This window comes from Pseudomonas lurida, from assembly GCF_013522705.1.
Taxonomy (GTDB): Bacteria; Pseudomonadota; Gammaproteobacteria; order Pseudomonadales; family Pseudomonadaceae; genus Aquipseudomonas; species Aquipseudomonas quebecensis.
Genome location: NZ_JAAMRE010000020.1, coordinates 62219 through 78038, shown reverse-complemented (window position 1 = coordinate 78038; position 15820 = coordinate 62219). Strand labels below are relative to the sequence as shown.

Sequence of the window (15820 nt, the reverse complement as noted above, 5' to 3'; positions counted from 1 at the left end):
ATAACAAGAGGTTACGGCGATAAGAGGCAGGCGGTGAGCGCTGTAGGAACTGCGCTTGTAACACCCCCGAGGTGAGCCCTCGGGGGTGTCTGAATCAGGCTGGTTGGGCCTGGGACGACTGCGGTTGCAACGGCAGCAACGGCGCGTGAGGGTCGGCCTTGATCGAGTCACGCCAGGCGGCGAGCCACTCGGGATGCCCTTCGCTCCAGACCTGCTCGTGCAGGCGAGCCAGGGCCACCGGGTCGCTGAGCAAAGCCACGCGTTCGGCATTGTTGAGGCCGGCGGGACCGACCTTCAAGGCATGACGAACCCGTTCGGCACGCAGGTACTCGATCGGCTCGGCCTGGCCGTGACGCGACGTCGCCAGTGCACAGGCCAGGGCATTCTGCTGCGGGTCGACCACCGAGCGCACGAAGCCGTCGTGCAGCGCGTGCCAACGGTTCTCGTGGGTGTACTTGTCGGTCGACAACAGCGCCTGCGGCGGATTGTATTCCTCAGGAATGAGGAACAGGCTCTCATCGCGGGACTTGATGCCCAGGTTCACCCGGCTGGAGATCACCGACACCGGAATCGACAACATCAGCGAACCGACGATCGGCACCAGCCACCACAGGAAGCTTGGGTTCAACCACACCACCAGCAAGGCCCACAGGAAGCCCAGCAAGGTTTGCGTGCCGTGGCGTTTGAACGCCTCGCCCCACGTGGTGGAGTCGTCATCCCGCTTGGGCGAATTCCAGGTCGCGGCCCAGCCGAGGAAGGCGGCGAGCACGAAACGGGTGTGGAAAATCATCCGCACCGGCGCCAGCAGCATGGAGAACAGCATCTCCAGCAGCATCGACATCGTGACCTTGAACTTGCCGCCGAACTCTTTCGCGCCCTTGGCCCAGATCAGGATGATGCTCAGCAGTTTAGGCAGGAACAGCAGCACGATGGTGGTGGAGAACAGCGCCACCGCCTTGTCCGGATGCCATTGCGGCCACAGCGGGTAAAGCTGGCGTGGCGCCATGAAGTACTGCGGCTCCATCAGGGTGTTTACCGCCAGCAGCGCGGTGGACAGCACCAGGAACAGGAACCACAACGGCGCCGACAGGTAGGACATCACGCCGGTCAGGAACACCGCACGGTGTACCGGGTGCATGCCTTTAACCAGGAACAGACGGAAGTTCATCAGGTTGCCGTGGCACCAGCGACGGTCACGCTTGAGTTCGTCCAGCAGGTTCGGCGGCAGTTCTTCATAGCTGCCCGGCAGGTCGTAGGCAATCCACACGCCCCAGCCGGCACGGCGCATCAGCGCCGCTTCAACGAAGTCGTGGGACAGGATGGACCCGGCGAACGCACCTTTACCCGGCAACGGCGCCAGGGCGCAGTGCTCGATAAACGGCTTCATGCGGATGATAGCGTTGTGACCCCAGTAGTGGGATTCACCCAGCTGCCAGAAGTGCAGGCCGGCAGTGAACAGCGGGCCGTACACGCGGGTGGCGAACTGCTGCATGCGCGCATACAGGGTGTCCATGCCCGACGCACGTGGCGCAGTCTGGATAATCCCGGCATCCGGCGTGGCTTCCATCAGGCGTACCAGGCTGGTCAGGCATTCGCCGCTCATGACGCTGTCGGCGTCGAGCACCACCATGTACTTGTAGTCACCGCCCCAACGACGGCAGAAGTCGTCGAGGTTGCCGCTCTTGCGTTTGACGCGACGACGGCGACGGCGATAGAAGATCTTGCCGAAGCCACCGGCTTCGCGGCACACGTCGAGCCAGGCCTGCTGTTCGGCGATGCAGATGTCGGCGTCGTTACTGTCGCTGAGCACGAAGAAGTCGAAGCGGTCCAGGTCACCGGTGGCGGCCACCGATTCGAACGTGGCGCGCAGACCGGCGAATACCCGGGGCACGTCTTCGTTGCAGATCGGCATCACCAGCGCGGTACGGGCGTCTTTCGGAATCGGCTCGTCACCGGCACTTTTACCGGAGATCCGGTATTTATCGTGACCGGTGAGCAATTCGAGGAAGCCCATCAGCGCCGTCCAGAAACCGGCCGACACCCAGCAGAACAAAATCCCGAACATGATCAGGATGCTGGTCTGCAGCGCGTAGGGCAGAACTTGGGTCGCGGTCTGCAGCAGGGTCTGGTTGCGGATTTCGTCGAAGTCGACCAGCGACCAGCCCTGGTACGGCATGATGCCTTTCATGTACCAGCCGGCCACGATGGTCTGGCCCAGCATCAGCACCAGCAGGATGTAGCGGCGGATCGAGCCGACGGTGCGCCAGCGCGCGGCCGGCAGTACGCGTTCATCCTTCGGCGGCTTGGGCGGGTTGCTGCGCCCGGTGATGCGACGCCAGCCGCGCACCAGGATATTGGTGCGCCACGGCTCCGGCACTACGCGGGTACGACGGATCGGCGGCGTGGCCTTAAGGCACACGCGACCGGCGGCGTCGACCGCAAGCATTTCCGCGTCCTGCAGCTCTTCGGCGGTGTTGAGCGTCAACCGGCGGCCAACCGACGCCTGTGCGGCGTCGACCGGCGCGTCGAAGGTTGCGGACGACAGGCGCTCGTGCAGTTCGGCGAAGGAGGTGCAGCCCGCCAGTTCGGCGCGCTGCTCTGGGGTCATCGGGAGATGCGCCAGATACTCGGACAGAGTCTCTGGCTGGGCTTGGGAATTACTCATCGGCAGGCAACTGATAGCTCCAGGTTTCGGTCAGGACTTCTTCAGTCTTGATCGGCTCCGGTGTGGCTGGGGCAGCTTCCGGCTGCTTGGCTTCCTTGTCCTTGGCGTCTTTTTTGGCCTGCTTCTCATGTTGCTTGGCCAGGACCTTGTCGGCCTTGAGAACCTGGGTGGACACATGCTCAGGCTCGGCCGGAGCAACGTCCTGCACCAGGGCAGCACGCATTTCGGTCGGCTTGCTCGCGTCCTTGATCTTCATGCGCAGGGTCAGGCGCCAGCCTTTGGTGTGCTCGTTGTAACGCACGCTGTTTTCAACCAGTTCAGCGTTGTCACCCACGCTCACCTGGCTGCGCACGGGCGCATCCGGCAGCAGTTTTTTCAGGGACGGGCCTTCGAAGTCCACCAGGTACGCGACGCTGCCATCGGGCTGACGGATCAGGTTGGATTGCTTCACGTCACCGGTCGAACGCAGGGTCTGCTTGACCCACGCGCTGTCCGGCGAGTGGAACGCGGCGTCGTCGAGGGTCCAGTGCAGGCGGTAGGCGACGTCGAGCGGCTGGCCGACTTCCGGCAGTTTTTCCGGGCTCCAGAACGCAACGATGTTGTCGTTGGTCTCGTCGGCGGTCGGGATCTCAACCAGGTCCACGGAGCCTTTGCCCCAATCGCCTTCAGGTTCGATCCAGGCGCTTGGACGCTTGTCGTAGTTATCGTCCAGGTCTTCGTAGTGGCTGAAGTTGCGGCCACGTTGCAGCAGACCGAAACCACGCGGGTTTTCTACGCTGAAGTTGCTGACCGACAGGTGTTTAGGGTTGTTCAGTGGACGCCAGATCCACTCGCCATTGCCGGCATGGATCGACAGGCCGCTGGAATCATGCAGCTCGCGACGGTAGTTGAGCACCTTGGACGGCTGGTTCGCGCCGAACAGGAACATGCTGGTCAATGGGGCAACGCCCAGCTTGCTGACCTTGTCGCGCAGGTACATCTGGGATTTGACGTCGACCACCGTGTCGGTGCCCGGACGCAGGGTCAGGCGATAGGCGCCGGTCGCGCGTGGCGAGTCCAACAGGGCGAAGATCACCAGGTGCTTGTCACCCGGCTTAGGACGCTCGATCCAGAACTCGGTGAAGCGTGGGAACTCTTCGCCGGACGGCAGCGCGGTGTCGATCGCCATGCCGCGGGCGGACAGGCCATACACCTGATCCTTGCCCACGACGCGGAAGTAGCTGGCGCCGAGCATGGTCATGATTTCGTCTTGCTTGTCGCCCTTGTTGATCGGGTACAGCACACGGAAACCGGCATAACCCAGCTGTTCGGTGGCTTTAGGGTCAAATTTCACGTCGCCGAAGTCAAAACGCGACGGGTCGTATTTGATTTCCTGGACGCTGTCAGCGGTCACTTCGTTGATTTTCACCGGTGTATCGAAGTGCATACCCTGGTGATAGAAGGACAGCTTGAACGGGGTGTTCTGATCGGCCCACTCGGCTTTTTCATTGCGGAAACGAATCTTCTGGTAGTCCGCGAACTTCATTTCGCGGAATTCGTTCGGCAGATTGCTGCGCGGAGCTTCGTATTTCTGCCCAGCCAGCTCTTTTGCCTTGGCCGACACATCATCCAGACTGAATGCCCACAGTTGACCCGCGCCGAACAGGCAAAACAGGGCAGAGCCCGTCACCAGTGCGTTTCGTAACCGTTTGGCAGACAATTTTGGTGCATTACAGGGACTAACAATCACGAGCAACCCTCGCCGAAAACAGATCAAAAAACCAACGGCCAGCTATCTATATGCCAGGTTGGCGAGCATTGTTCCGACTCCCCTGGGTCAAAATGATTCCCCAGTGGATGTCGGACAAGTCTCTACCTAAGTCAAAAATGGACCAAACAACGCTGATCCCCGTAGCGCGCGATTATCTAGTAGCCCGCGAGACAACGCATCAGGGGCAACGAAGTATTTGTAGCGAAATCCTGCGTTTTTAAGCATTAAAAGTCGTTTTCAATACATTCACGTCTGCAGGAGGAAGGTCACAGGGCCATCATTGACCAAATGCACCTGCATATCCGCGCCAAAACGGCCCGAAGCCACCTTGCCATGCAATTGTTGCGCTTGTAACAGCAAGTGATCAAAAAGCGCCGCTCCCAGGGCCGGAGGGGCCGCTGTGGAGAAGCTGGGCCGCAACCCGCTCTTGGTGTCCGCCGCCAGGGTGAACTGCGAGACCAGCAGCAATCCGCCGTCAATGTCCTTGAGCGACAGGTTCATCTTGCCTTCGTCATCGCCGAACACCCGATAGTTCAGCAGCCGGTGCAGCAGTTTGTCGGCGCTTTCGGGCGTATCTGAAGGCTCCACCGCCACCAGCACCAGCAACCCCTGGTCGATGGCACCCACGGTTTCACCCGCCACCTCGACTCGGGCGCCAAGCACCCGCTGCAGCAGGCCCTTCATGCTTCTTCAGGCGGCAGGTCGAGCAAACGCCGGGCCATTTCGCCGGTCGCGCGTACCAGCGCATCCGTGATGCCTGGCTCGGACGCCGCATGGCCCGCCTCGCGGATCACCTGCAGCTCGCTGTTGGGCCACGCCTGGTGTAATTCCCAGGCGTTATCCAACGGGCAGATCATATCGTAGCGCCCGTGGATGATTACGCCAGGCAGGTGCGCGATCTTGTGCATATCGCGAATCAGCTGGTCAGGCTCCAGGAACGAGTGGTTGGTGAAGTAATGGCACTCGATGCGCGCAATCGACAGCGCCCGCTGCGGCTCGGAAAACCGCTCCACATGCTGCGGGCTCGGGCACAGGCCGAGCATGCGCCCTTCCCAGCCGGACCAGGCCTTGGCCGCGTGCATCTGGGCGATCTGGTCATTGCCGGTGAGGCGTTTGTGATACGCCGCGATCATGTCGTGACGCTCGTCGGCCGGGATCGGCGCGATGTAATCCTGCCAGTAATCCGGGAACAGGCGGCTCGCGCCTTCCTGGTAGAACCAGTGAATGTCCTGCGGGCGGGCCAGGAAGATGCCGCGCACGATCAGGCCATGCACGCGCTCGGGATGGGTCTGCGCATAGGCCAGCGCCAGGGTCGAGCCCCAGGAACCGCCGAACAGCACCCATTTATCGATGCCCAGGTGCTCGCGGATGCGCTCCATATCGGCGACCAGGTCCCAGGTGGTGTTGTTCTCCAGGCTGGCGCGCGGCGTAGAGCGACCGCAACCGCGCTGGTCGAAGGTAACGATGCGATACAGGTTGGGATCGAAATAGCAACGGCTTTGGGCATCGCAACCGGCGCCGGGGCCACCATGGATGAATACAACCGGCAAGCCTTCGGGGGAGCCACTTTCATCGACATACAGGGTATGCGTGTCATCGACAGCCAGATCGTGCCGGGCGTAGGGTTTGATCTGCGGGAACCAAGTCTGCATTGCGCGCTCCGTAGGGGTTCGGGTTCATCCCTGGGGGGACGTCTATTATTCTGCCGTCTGGCACTATAAACCCGAATTGTGCAATGAGCATGTCCTTGAGCGCTTAGACCTGTGTCAGCCCTTCGCCCAGCTTAGGAAGGCTTAGCCAGCCATTGGTGGGATAAGTGCCTGGCATGGTGCAATCCAGGGCGGGCCCCTCCCACGGTTGGGGCTGTCTTGGGCTGAGGGCAAGGCCCGCGCTGCAGATCCTGCCTAGCCGTAACGCTTGCGCCCCCAGGCCAGCAGGCCTTCGAGCAACTGTTTCAACACCACCTGCGTCGGCTCGGCCAGGTCGGCGCGGTACTTGAACGGTTCGAACTCCTCCATATAGGTGCTCTGGCACAATTCCAGCTGCACGGCGTGGATATTCTCGGCCGGGTCGCCGTAATGCCGGGTGATATGCCCGCCCTTGAAGCGCCCGTTGAGCACATGGGTGTACTGCGGGTGCCTGGCGCAGATGGCTTCCAATTGGCCGGCCAGTTCCGGGGCGCAGGCCGCGCCGTTGAAGGTGCCGAGGTTGAAGTCCGGCAGTTTGCCTTCGAACAGGTGCGGGATCACCGAGCGAATCGAGTGCGCATCGAACAGCAGCGCATAGCCGAACTCTGCCTTGAGTCGTGCCAGCTCCTCCTGCAGCGCGCGGTGGTAGGGGCCCCAGATTTTCTGCAGGTAGGTCGCCCGTTCTTCCTCGGAGGGTTCCTGGCCTTCCAGAAACAACGGCACGCCATCGAACAGGGTTTTGGGGTACAGGCCGGTGGTGGCGCCGGCATACAGCGGCGTGTCGTCGGACGGTCGGTTCAGATCGATGACAAACCGCGAATACTCCGCCGACAAGGTGCTGGCACCCAATTCCTCGGCAAAGTCATACAGCAAAGGAATATGCCAGTCGGTGTCCGGCAAGCTTTGCGCCTCGGGGATCAGCCCGGCCTTTACCGCAGGCGTCAGGCGCAAGCCGGCGTGAGGCATGCTGATCAGCAGCGGTGTGCGGCCTTGTTTGAAGTTCAGAACCTTATCCACAACGGTACTCCTTAGACGATGGCATCGACGCCATGGCGCACGACGCGTTTATCCAGTTCGCCGCCCAGCCAGTAAGCCAGGTCGGCTGGACGGTCGATTTGCCAGGCGACAAAATCCGCAACCTTGCCCACCTCCAGCGAACCGTGGGTGTGGCCCATGCCCAGGGCGGTGGCCGCGTGTTGCGTGGCGCCGGCCAGGGCTTCTTCCGGGGTCATGCGGAACAAGGTGCAGGCCATGTTCAGCATCAGGCGCACAGACAGCGCTGGCGAGGTGCCGGGGTTGAGGTCGCTGGCGATGGCGATTTTCACACCGTGCTTGCGCAGGGCCTCCATGGGCGGCAACTGAGTCTCACGCAGAAAGTAGAATGCCCCCGGCAGCAACACCGCAACGGTGCCGGCGGCGGCCATGGCGATGGCGTCTTCTTCGGTCATAAACTCCAGGTGGTCCGCCGACAATGCGTGATAACGCGCCGCCAGGCTGGAGCCGTGCAGCGAGGACAGTTGTTCGGCGTGCAGCTTCACCGGCAGGCCAAGTTGCTGCGCGACGTCAAACACGCGGGCCACCTGTGCCGGGGAAAATGCCAGGTATTCGCAGAACGCATCCACCGCATCCACCAGCCCTTCGGCCGCCAGGGCCGGCAGCATTTCGCTGCAGATATGCTCGATATAGTCGTCGGTACGGTCCTTGTACTCCGGCGGCAAGGCATGGGCGGCCAGGCAGGTAGCGCGCACGCTCACCGGCAGCGCTTCCCCCAGGCGTCGGGCCACGCGCAGCATCTTGCGCTCGTTGGCCAGGTCCAGGCCGTAGCCGGATTTGATTTCCACCGTGGTCACACCGTCACGCAGCAGACTGCGCAGGCGCTTATGAGCGCTGGCGAACAGTTCATCTTCACTGGCGGCGCGGGTGGCGCGCACGGTGCTGGCGATCCCGCCGCCCTGGGCCGCGATCTCGGCATAGCTCACGCCTTCAAGGCGTTGCTCGAATTCGCCGCTGCGGTTGCCGCCGAACACCGTATGAGTGTGACAATCGATCAGCCCGGGGGTTACCCACGCGCCTTGCAGGTCGTGGACCTGGGCGTAATCCGCGCTCGGCGCCTGGCTGCGTGGGCCGATCCACTCGATCAGCGAACCGGCGGTGACCATGGCCGCATCCTCGATGATCGAGTACTTGCCCTGGGCCATGGTTGCGACGTGGCAGTGCTGCCAAAGGGTTTTCATCCGACACTCCTTGGGTTACAGGCTCGGCAGCAACCGGGCCGGGACCAGCTCGTTCAGGCAGCGGCCGGCGAGCAGTTCACTGGCGGCGATGATGTCCGGGGCGAAAAAGCGGTCCTTGTCGTAAAACGCCACTTTGCTGCGCAGGATGCCACGGGCTTTTTCCAGTTTCGGCGAGGTTTTCAAGCCTTCGCGCAGGTCCAGGCCCTGGCACGCCGCCAGCCATTCCACGGCGAGGATGCCACGGGTGTTTTCGGCCATTTCCCACAGGCGCTTGCCGGCAGCCGGGGCCATTGAAACGTGGTCTTCCTGGTTGGCGGAGGTCGGCAGGCTGTCGACGCTGTGGGGATGGGCCAATGCCTTGTTCTCACTGGCCAGCGCGGCGGCGGTGACCTGGGCGATCATGAAGCCGGAGTTGACCCCGCCATTGCCCACCAGGAACGGCGGCAACTGGGACATGTGCTTGTCCATCATCAGCGAGATACGCCGCTCGCTGAGCGAACCGATTTCGGCGATGGCCAGTGCCATGTTGTCGGCGGCCATGGCCACCGGCTCGGCGTGGAAGTTACCGCCGGAAATCACGTCGCCTTCGGCGGCAAATACCAGGGGGTTATCGGAGACGGCGTTGGCCTCCACCGCCAGCACTTCGGCAGCCTGGCGGAACTGGGTCAGGCAGGCGCCCATGACTTGTGGCTGGCAACGCAGGGAATACGGATCCTGCACCTTGTCGCAGTTCTGGTGCGACTGCGAGACCTGGCTGCTTTCACCCAGCAGATCACGGTAGGCCGCCGCCGAATCGATCTGCCCGCGTTGACCGCGAGCCGCATGAATGCGTGCGTCGAAGGGCGAGCGCGAACCCAGCACCGCTTCCACGGTAAGACCGCCGCACGCCAGGGCGCCGGCGAACAGGTCTTCACCTTCGAACAGGCCGCGCAAGGCATACGCCGTGGACACCTGAGTACCGTTAAGCAGCGCCAGGCCTTCCTTCGCCGCCAGGGTCAGCGGCGCGAGGCCGGCGATCTTGAGCGCGTCTTTCGCTTCAAGCCATTCGCCTTTGTAGCGCGCCTTGCCTTCGCCGAGCAGCACGAGGGACATGTGGGCCAGGGGCGCCAAGTCACCGGAGGCGCCCACCGAACCTTTCAAAGGAATATGCGGGTACACCTCTGCGTTGATCAGCGCGATCAGCGCGTCAATCACCACGCGACGGATACCGGAGAAGCCACGGCTGAGGCTGTTGACCTTGAGCACCATGACCAGCCGCACCAACGCGTCGCTGATCGGCTCGCCAACACCGGCGGCGTGGGACAACACCAGGGAACGCTGGAGGTTTTCCAGGTCGGCGCTGGCGATACGCGTGGAGGCCAGCAGGCCAAAACCGGTGTTGATGCCGTAGGCGGTGCGGTTTTCGGCGAGGATCTGCTCGACACACGCCACGCTGGCGTCGATCTGCGCCGATGCGCTGTCATCCAGGCTGAGGGTTACCGGCTGCTGATAGATGGCCCGCAGTTGGGCGAGGCTCAGTTGGCCCGGAATCAGGTTTAGCGCAGTCACAGTGATGCTCCTTTGGAATTATTGTTCAGTGCAAATGGGGAAGTGCTTGATGCAGCAAAGCGGTGTCCTTGAGCAACGCGGCGGCGGTCGCGATATCCGGCGCCAGCCAGCGGTCCTGCTCATAGGGCGGGATATGTTCACGCAGTAAACGCCAGGCACGCTCGGTGCCGACGCCGAAGCGCTGCGCCTTTAAAAATTCAAAGGCCTGGGCCGCCAGCAAGTACTCGATGGCGAGGATCTGGGTCACGTTGGCTAATACCTGGTGCAGCTTGAGCGCGGCATTGGTGCCCATGCTCAGGTGGTCTTCCTGCAGGCCCGAGGTAACGAAATTATCGAGCACCGCCGGCTGCGCCAGTTGGCGATTCTGCCCGCACAACGACGCGGCGACGTACTGCACGATCATCATGCCGGAGTTGACCCCGGGGTTGCTCACCAGAAACGCCGGCAAGCCGCTGACATGGGGGTTGATCAAGCGGTCCAGGCGGCGCTCGGCCACCGAGCCGATTTCGGCCATGGCGATGGCGAGCATATCCGCCGCCAGCGCGACCGACTGCCCGTGGGGGTTGGCCTGGGACACCACCCGGTAGTTGTCCGGCGTGCCGAGCACCAGCGGGTTATCGGTGACGCTGTTGAGTTCGGTCTCGATCTGCCGCGTGGCGTGCGCCACCTGGTCACGCGTCGCGCCGTGGATCTGCGGGATCGAGCGCAGGCTCAAAGCGTCCTGGGTACGAATGCCCTGGCTGGCGGCGATCACCTCGCTGCCGTCGAGCAACGCGCGCAGGTTGGCGCCCACCTGTTGCATGCCTGGGTGGGGCTTGAGGGCGATGATGGTTGCGTCGAACGCATCGAGCTGACCGCGCTGGGCCTCGAAGCTCATGGCGCCGATCACGTCGGCCCATTGCAGCAGATGATGGGCATCGGCCAGGGCCAGGCAGCTCAGGCCGGTCATGCACGGCGTGCCGTTGACCAGGCACAGCCCGTCCTTGGCGCCAAGCTCAACGGGCTGCAAGCCTTCGGCCTGCAAGGCTTGCTGCGCCGAGACGATGCCGCCGCGATAGCTCACATTGCCGACACCCAGCAACGCTACGCCGACGTGGGCCATATGGGTCAGGTAACCCACCGATCCCTGGGACGGCACCTGCGGGGTGATGCCATGGTTGAGCAGCGCCAGCAGCGCCCGCACCACCTGCGGGTGCAGGCCGGAATGGCCGTGGCTGTAGTTGACAAGGGCCGCGCAGATGATCGCGCGGGTCTGTTCATCGCTCAGCGCCGGGCCGACGCCACACGCGTGGCTGAGCAAGGTGTTGCGCGACAGCTGGCTGAGTTGTTCGCCTTGCAGCGACACATTGCACAGCGCCCCCAGCCCGGTGTTCACGCCGTAGGCGCGCTCACCGCTGCTGACGATGCGCTGCACGATGGCCTGGGCGTTATCGATCCGCGCCCAGGCCTGGGTCGACAGTTCGAGGACCGCGCCATGACGGGCCACGGCGACCACGTCCTGCCAGCGCAATGGCGTGTCGGCGATGGTGATTTTTGGTGCCTGGGACATTGTTGATCTCTTCATATTCTCTACAGCTTTGCCGGCCTCATCGGGGGCAAGCCCCCTCCCACGTTGGGACAGTGTGAACCCGATCAAATGTGGGAGGGAGCTTGCTCCCGATAGGGCCAGCAGCCTCACCACAGGACCTGGGTCAGACCACCGCCGCCCGCCGCTGGACAAACCGGTCTACATACTCATCCGCCGGCGAATGCAGGATCTCGCGCGGGGTACCGACCTGGATCAATTTGCCGTCCTTGAGGATCGCGATGCGGTTGCCGATGCGCACGGCTTCGTCGAGGTCGTGGGTGATGAACACGATGGTCTTGTGCAGGGTCTTCTGCAGCTCCAGCAACTGGTCCTGCATCTCGGCGCGGATCAGCGGATCGAGGGCGCTGAAGGCTTCGTCCATCAGGATGATGTCGGTGTCGGCCGCCAGGGCACGAGCCAGGCCCACCCGTTGGCGCATGCCGCCGGAGAGCTGATGCGGGTATTTGTTTTCGTAGCCCTTCAGGCCCACGGTGTCGATCCAGTGCAGGGCGCGCTCGGCGCACACCTGTTTGCTTTCACCGCGCACCTTGAGGCCGTAGGCGACGTTGTCGAGCACGCTTTTGTGGGGCAGCAGGCCGAAGCTCTGGAACACCATGCTGATCTTGTGGCGACGGAATTGACGCAGGGCTTCCATGTCCAGTTGCAGGATATCTTCGCCGTCCACCAGGATCGCGCCGCTGGTGGGGTCGATCAGGCGGTTGAAATGGCGCACCAGGGTCGACTTGCCCGAGCCGGACAGGCCCATGATCACAAAAATTTCGCCGGTGCCGATGCTCAGGGACAGGTCGTTGACACCGACCACGCAGCCGGTCTCGGCCAGCACCTGGTCCTTGGTCTTGCCCTGGCCGATCAGCGAGAGCGCGTCCTTGGCACGATTGCCGAAAATCTTGAAGACGTTTTTCACTTCGATTTTGCTGACGGTAGTCATTTGCTCGCCTCATGCCGTGGACGACCATAGGCCTGGGTTATGCGGTCGATGACCACTGCAAGAATCACGATCGCCAGCCCGGCTTCAAGGCCACGGCCGACGTTCAGCGTCTGGATGCCGACCAGTACATCTTCACCCAGGCCTCGGGCGCCGATCATCGAGGCGATCACCACCATCGACAACGCCATCATGGTGGTCTGGTTGATACCGGCCATGATGCTCGGCAGCGCCAGCGGCAGTTGCACGCCGAACAGTTGCTGCCAGCGGTTGGCGCCAAAGGCGTTGATAGCTTCCATGACCTCGCCGTCGACCTGGCGAATGCCCAGGTCCGTCAGGCGAATCAGCGGCGGTGCGGCGTAGATCACCGTGGCGAAAATCGCCGGCACTTTGCCCAGGCCGAACAGCATCAGCACCGGGATCAGGTACACGAAGCTGGGCATGGTCTGCATGATGTCCAGCAGCGGCATCAATACCGAGCGCAGGCGATTGCTGCGGGCCGACAGAATGCCCAGCGGGATGCCGATCAACACCGAAATCACCGTGGCGACCAGCATCAGCGCCAGGGTCTGCATCAGTTTGTCCCACAGGCCGACGGCACCCACCAGGAACAACAGCCCGACGATCACCGCCGTGGTCAGGACTTTACGGGTGGCGTGCCAGGCAACGGCGCCGACGATGGCCAGCATCAGCCACCAGGGCGCGGCGCGCAGCAGGCCTTCCAGGTTGACGATGGCCCATAACAGGGTGTCGGAGATGTGCCTGAACACATCGCCATAGTTGGTGACCAGTGAATCCACCCAACCGTTGACCCAGTCGGCGATGGAAAAGGTAAAACTCTCAGGAAACATAGCGTGCTCTCGATCCAGTGGGGTGTGGCCAGGCGCCCGGCTGCCTCTCAGGGTAGCCGGGCACGCTCGACCTACAAGGCCGCGTCGATTTTCTTGGCAGCCTCGTCGCTCACCCAGGCGTGCCAGACTTCAGGGTGTTCCTTGAGGAAGATTTTCGCCAGCTTCGGCGACTCGATGCGCTCCTTGGCCATGCGACCCAGGTTCTGGTTGAGCAGGTCGATCGGCAGGTTGACCTTTTCCAGCACGGCCACCAGTTCCGGCGCTTGCTCGTGGAAGGTCTTGGACAGGCCGACCTTGATGCTCACACTCTTATCCACACCGGGTTTTTCTTCAAGCTTGACCAGGTCGACCTGGCCCATCAGCGGCGTCGGCGACCAGTAGTAGAACAGGATCGGCTCGCCGCGCTTGTAGCTCGACAATACTGCGGCATCCAGCGCCGGGCCGGTGCCTGGGCGGAAGTTGGTGTAGGAACTTTCCAGACCGTAGCTTTTAAGCATTTCGCTGTTGTCCAGCTCGCAGGTCCAGCCCGCCGGGCAGTTGTAGAAACGGCCTTTGGACGGCTCTTCCGGGTCCTTGAACACGGCGGCGTACTGGCCCAGGTCAGCGATGTTTTTCAGGCCCGGCGCTTTGGCTTCCAGCTTGCGCTTGGCGTCGCCTTCGATCACGTAGCGTGGCACGTACCAACCTTCGATCGCCCCTACCACTGGAGCGCCGACGCCGACCACTTTGCCGGCCTTCTCGGCCTTGTTCCAGACTTCGCTGCGGCCTACCCACTCTTCGGCGAACACTTGGATGTCGTTGCTGCTCAGGGCGTTTTCCATGGTGATGGAATTGCCCGGCAGGCTGTCGGTTTTGCAGTCGTAGCCTTTTTCCAGCACGGTTTGCAGGATGTCGGTGAGCAACATGCCGCTTTCCCAGTTCAGGCCGGCGAATTTCACCGGTTTGCCGGACTCGCACCAACCGGCCGCCTGGGCGCCGGCAGTGGCCAGCAAGCCCGCAGAGAACACGGTGGCCAACAGGGTCTTATGCATTTTCATTGTTGTGACGCTCCCAATCATGAAATGGATTACGGCAGTCAGTAGGCATCCTGCCCTGTCCACGTCCCCTCAGGCTTGTGCAACCAGCCCGTTTGTCATCGGTGCAGCGCCCTGCTCTGGCGGCAGGATCAGGTGTTCGGGGTGTGCGGCAGGCCACTTTTTCGCAGCCCAGTAGTAAAGCGCGGCGGGAAGCAGCAGGCCGATGATCCAGGAAATATCCACATCGCCCAGGGCGGCCACCAGGGGGCCGGTGTAGAACTTGGTGGAGATGAACGGCAACTGCGCCAGTACACCGACGACATAAACGCTGATACCGAGCAGGTTCCAACGTCCATAGCGACCATTCGGATCGGTCAGCGCCGGCACGTCATAGCGATCGCGCGTGATGCAGTAGTAGTCGACCAGATTGATCGCACTCCAGGGGGTAAAAAACGCCAGCAGGAACAGGATGAAGGACTTGAACGCGCCGAGGAACGAGTGCTGCCCGAGCAAGGCGATCAGGGTCGCCGTACCGACAATGCCCAGCACGAACACCAGACGCTGCATGCGCGTGACCTCCAGGCGACCGCGAAAGCCGCTGATGATGGTCGCAATGCACATGAAGCTGCCGTAGGAGTTCAGCGTGGAGATGGTGACCTTGCCGAACGCGATGCTGAAATACAGCAGCGCCGCAGTGGCACCCGTGCCGCCCAGCCCCACAATGTAGGCCACTTCGTGACCGGCAAATTGCCCGTTGGACATGGCCGCGGCAAACACGCCGAGGACCATCGCCACTTGCGCGCCAACCACCGAACCTGCGCCTGCGGCGAGAAAGGTTTTCACCGAGGACGTCCCGCTCGGCAGGTAGCGTGAATAGTCCGCCACGTAAGGCCCGAAAGCGATCTGCCAGGATGCCGCGAGCGACACCGCCAGCAGGAAGCTGCTCCAGCTGAAATGACGGATCTGCAGGAGCGCGCCGACGTCGGCCTGGCTGATCAGGCGGCTGAACAGGTAGACAAAGGCAATCACGCCGATAACGCTGGCCACGCGGCCGATGAAGTGGATCACCCGATAACCGAGCACCGTGACCAATACGATGACACTGGCGAAGATCAGGATTCCGACGCTGTCGGTGACGCCGAACAACTGGCCCAGCGCCTGGCCGGACAACACCGTGCCGGTGGCGGTGAAGCCCAGGTACATCAGGCACACCAGCACAATCGGAATGGCCGCGCCGTAGACCCCGAACTGCACCCGGCTGGAGATCATCTGCGGCAGCCCCAGCTTGGGGCCTTGCGCCGCGTGCAATGCCATCACGCCGCCGCCCAGCAGTTGGCCGATCAACAGACCGATCAACGACCAGAACACATCGCCGCCGAGCACCACGGCCAAGGCTCCGGTGACGATGGCGGTGATCTGCAGGTTGGCGCCCATCCACAGGGTGAACTGGCTCAAGAGACGACCGTGTCTTTCCGCTTCCGGGATGTAATCGATCGAACGCCTTTCGATCAATGGGGTGGTTGCACGTGTGTCAGCCATTTACTTTCAACCTCTG

General features: G+C 62.6%; 12 protein-coding genes. All 12 read right to left on the bottom strand.

Annotated elements, in window-relative coordinates; all coding sequences use genetic code 11:
• Positions 1 to 94 precede the first annotated feature (94 nt).
• A complete protein-coding gene (gene mdoH, locus G7025_RS17070) occupies positions 95 to 2665 on the bottom strand; it encodes a glucans biosynthesis glucosyltransferase MdoH (RefSeq protein ID WP_181080313.1) in 2571 nt (856 codons plus the stop codon).
• Positions 2658 to 4337, bottom strand: a complete 1680-nt coding sequence (locus G7025_RS17065; RefSeq protein ID WP_219855356.1) for a glucan biosynthesis protein G — start codon at positions 4335 to 4337, stop codon at positions 2658 to 2660. Before G7025_RS17065 ends, mdoH begins: the two co-directional genes overlap by 8 nt.
• 324 nt (positions 4338 to 4661) lie before the next feature.
• Positions 4662 to 5099, bottom strand: a complete 438-nt coding sequence (dtd, locus tag G7025_RS17060; RefSeq protein WP_181080311.1) for a D-aminoacyl-tRNA deacylase — start codon at positions 5097 to 5099, stop codon at positions 4662 to 4664.
• Positions 5096 to 6067, bottom strand: a complete 972-nt coding sequence (gene pip, locus G7025_RS17055; protein WP_181080310.1) for a prolyl aminopeptidase — start codon at positions 6065 to 6067, stop codon at positions 5096 to 5098. Before pip ends, dtd begins: the two co-directional genes overlap by 4 nt.
• A 252-nt stretch (positions 6068 to 6319) precedes the next feature.
• A complete protein-coding gene (gene hutG / locus G7025_RS17050; protein ID WP_181080309.1) occupies positions 6320 to 7120 on the bottom strand; it encodes an N-formylglutamate deformylase in 801 nt (266 codons plus the stop codon).
• 11 nt (positions 7121 to 7131) lie between these two features.
• Complete coding sequence (gene hutI / locus G7025_RS17045) at positions 7132 to 8337, bottom strand: imidazolonepropionase (protein WP_181080308.1); 1206 nt, start codon at positions 8335 to 8337, stop codon at positions 7132 to 7134.
• 15 nt (positions 8338 to 8352) lie between these two features.
• On the bottom strand, positions 8353 to 9885 hold the full coding sequence (gene hutH, locus G7025_RS17040; protein ID WP_181080307.1) for a histidine ammonia-lyase: 1533 nt from the start codon (positions 9883 to 9885) through the stop codon (positions 8353 to 8355).
• A 25-nt stretch (positions 9886 to 9910) separates the two neighbouring features.
• The gene (hutH, locus tag G7025_RS17035; protein WP_181080306.1) at positions 9911 to 11434 is read right to left on the bottom strand and encodes a histidine ammonia-lyase; all 1524 of its coding nucleotides are present in this window, start codon (positions 11432 to 11434) and stop codon (positions 9911 to 9913) included.
• Positions 11435 to 11576: 142 nt separating this feature from the next.
• A complete protein-coding gene (locus tag G7025_RS17030) occupies positions 11577 to 12401 on the bottom strand; it encodes a quaternary amine ABC transporter ATP-binding protein (protein WP_181080305.1) in 825 nt (274 codons plus the stop codon).
• Positions 12398 to 13249: an ABC transporter permease gene (locus tag G7025_RS17025; protein ID WP_034095466.1), complete on the bottom strand. Its 852-nt coding sequence runs from the start codon at positions 13247 to 13249 to the stop codon at positions 12398 to 12400. The genes G7025_RS17030 and G7025_RS17025 overlap by 4 nt, the downstream gene beginning before the upstream one ends.
• A gap of 71 nt (positions 13250 to 13320) precedes the next feature.
• On the bottom strand, positions 13321 to 14286 hold the full coding sequence (locus G7025_RS17020) for an ABC transporter substrate-binding protein (protein WP_181080304.1): 966 nt from the start codon (positions 14284 to 14286) through the stop codon (positions 13321 to 13323).
• 69 nt (positions 14287 to 14355) lie between these two features.
• Positions 14356 to 15804, bottom strand: a complete 1449-nt coding sequence (locus G7025_RS17015; protein WP_181080303.1) for a purine-cytosine permease family protein — start codon at positions 15802 to 15804, stop codon at positions 14356 to 14358.
• Positions 15805 to 15820: the final 16 nt, after the last annotated feature.

Bases quoted from the DNA above. Each gene is read 5' to 3' on its own strand.
- G7025_RS17015 (WP_181080303.1), bottom strand. From the start codon at position 15,804: ATGGCTGACACACGTGCAACCACCCCATTGATCGAAAGGCGTTCGATC.
- G7025_RS17030 (WP_181080305.1), bottom strand. From the start codon at position 12,401: ATGACTACCGTCAGCAAAATCGAAGTGAAAAACGTCTTCAAGATTTTC.
- pip (WP_181080310.1), bottom strand. From the start codon at position 6,067: ATGCAGACTTGGTTCCCGCAGATCAAACCCTACGCCCGGCACGATCTG.
- hutI (WP_181080308.1), bottom strand. From the start codon at position 8,337: ATGAAAACCCTTTGGCAGCACTGCCACGTCGCAACCATGGCCCAGGGC.
- mdoH (WP_181080313.1), bottom strand. From the start codon at position 2,665: ATGAGTAATTCCCAAGCCCAGCCAGAGACTCTGTCCGAGTATCTGGCG.
- dtd (WP_181080311.1), bottom strand. From the start codon at position 5,099: ATGAAGGGCCTGCTGCAGCGGGTGCTTGGCGCCCGAGTCGAGGTGGCG.
- hutH (WP_181080306.1), bottom strand. From the start codon at position 11,434: ATGTCCCAGGCACCAAAAATCACCATCGCCGACACGCCATTGCGCTGG.
- G7025_RS17025 (WP_034095466.1), bottom strand. From the start codon at position 13,249: ATGTTTCCTGAGAGTTTTACCTTTTCCATCGCCGACTGGGTCAACGGT.
- G7025_RS17020 (WP_181080304.1), bottom strand. From the start codon at position 14,286: ATGAAAATGCATAAGACCCTGTTGGCCACCGTGTTCTCTGCGGGCTTG.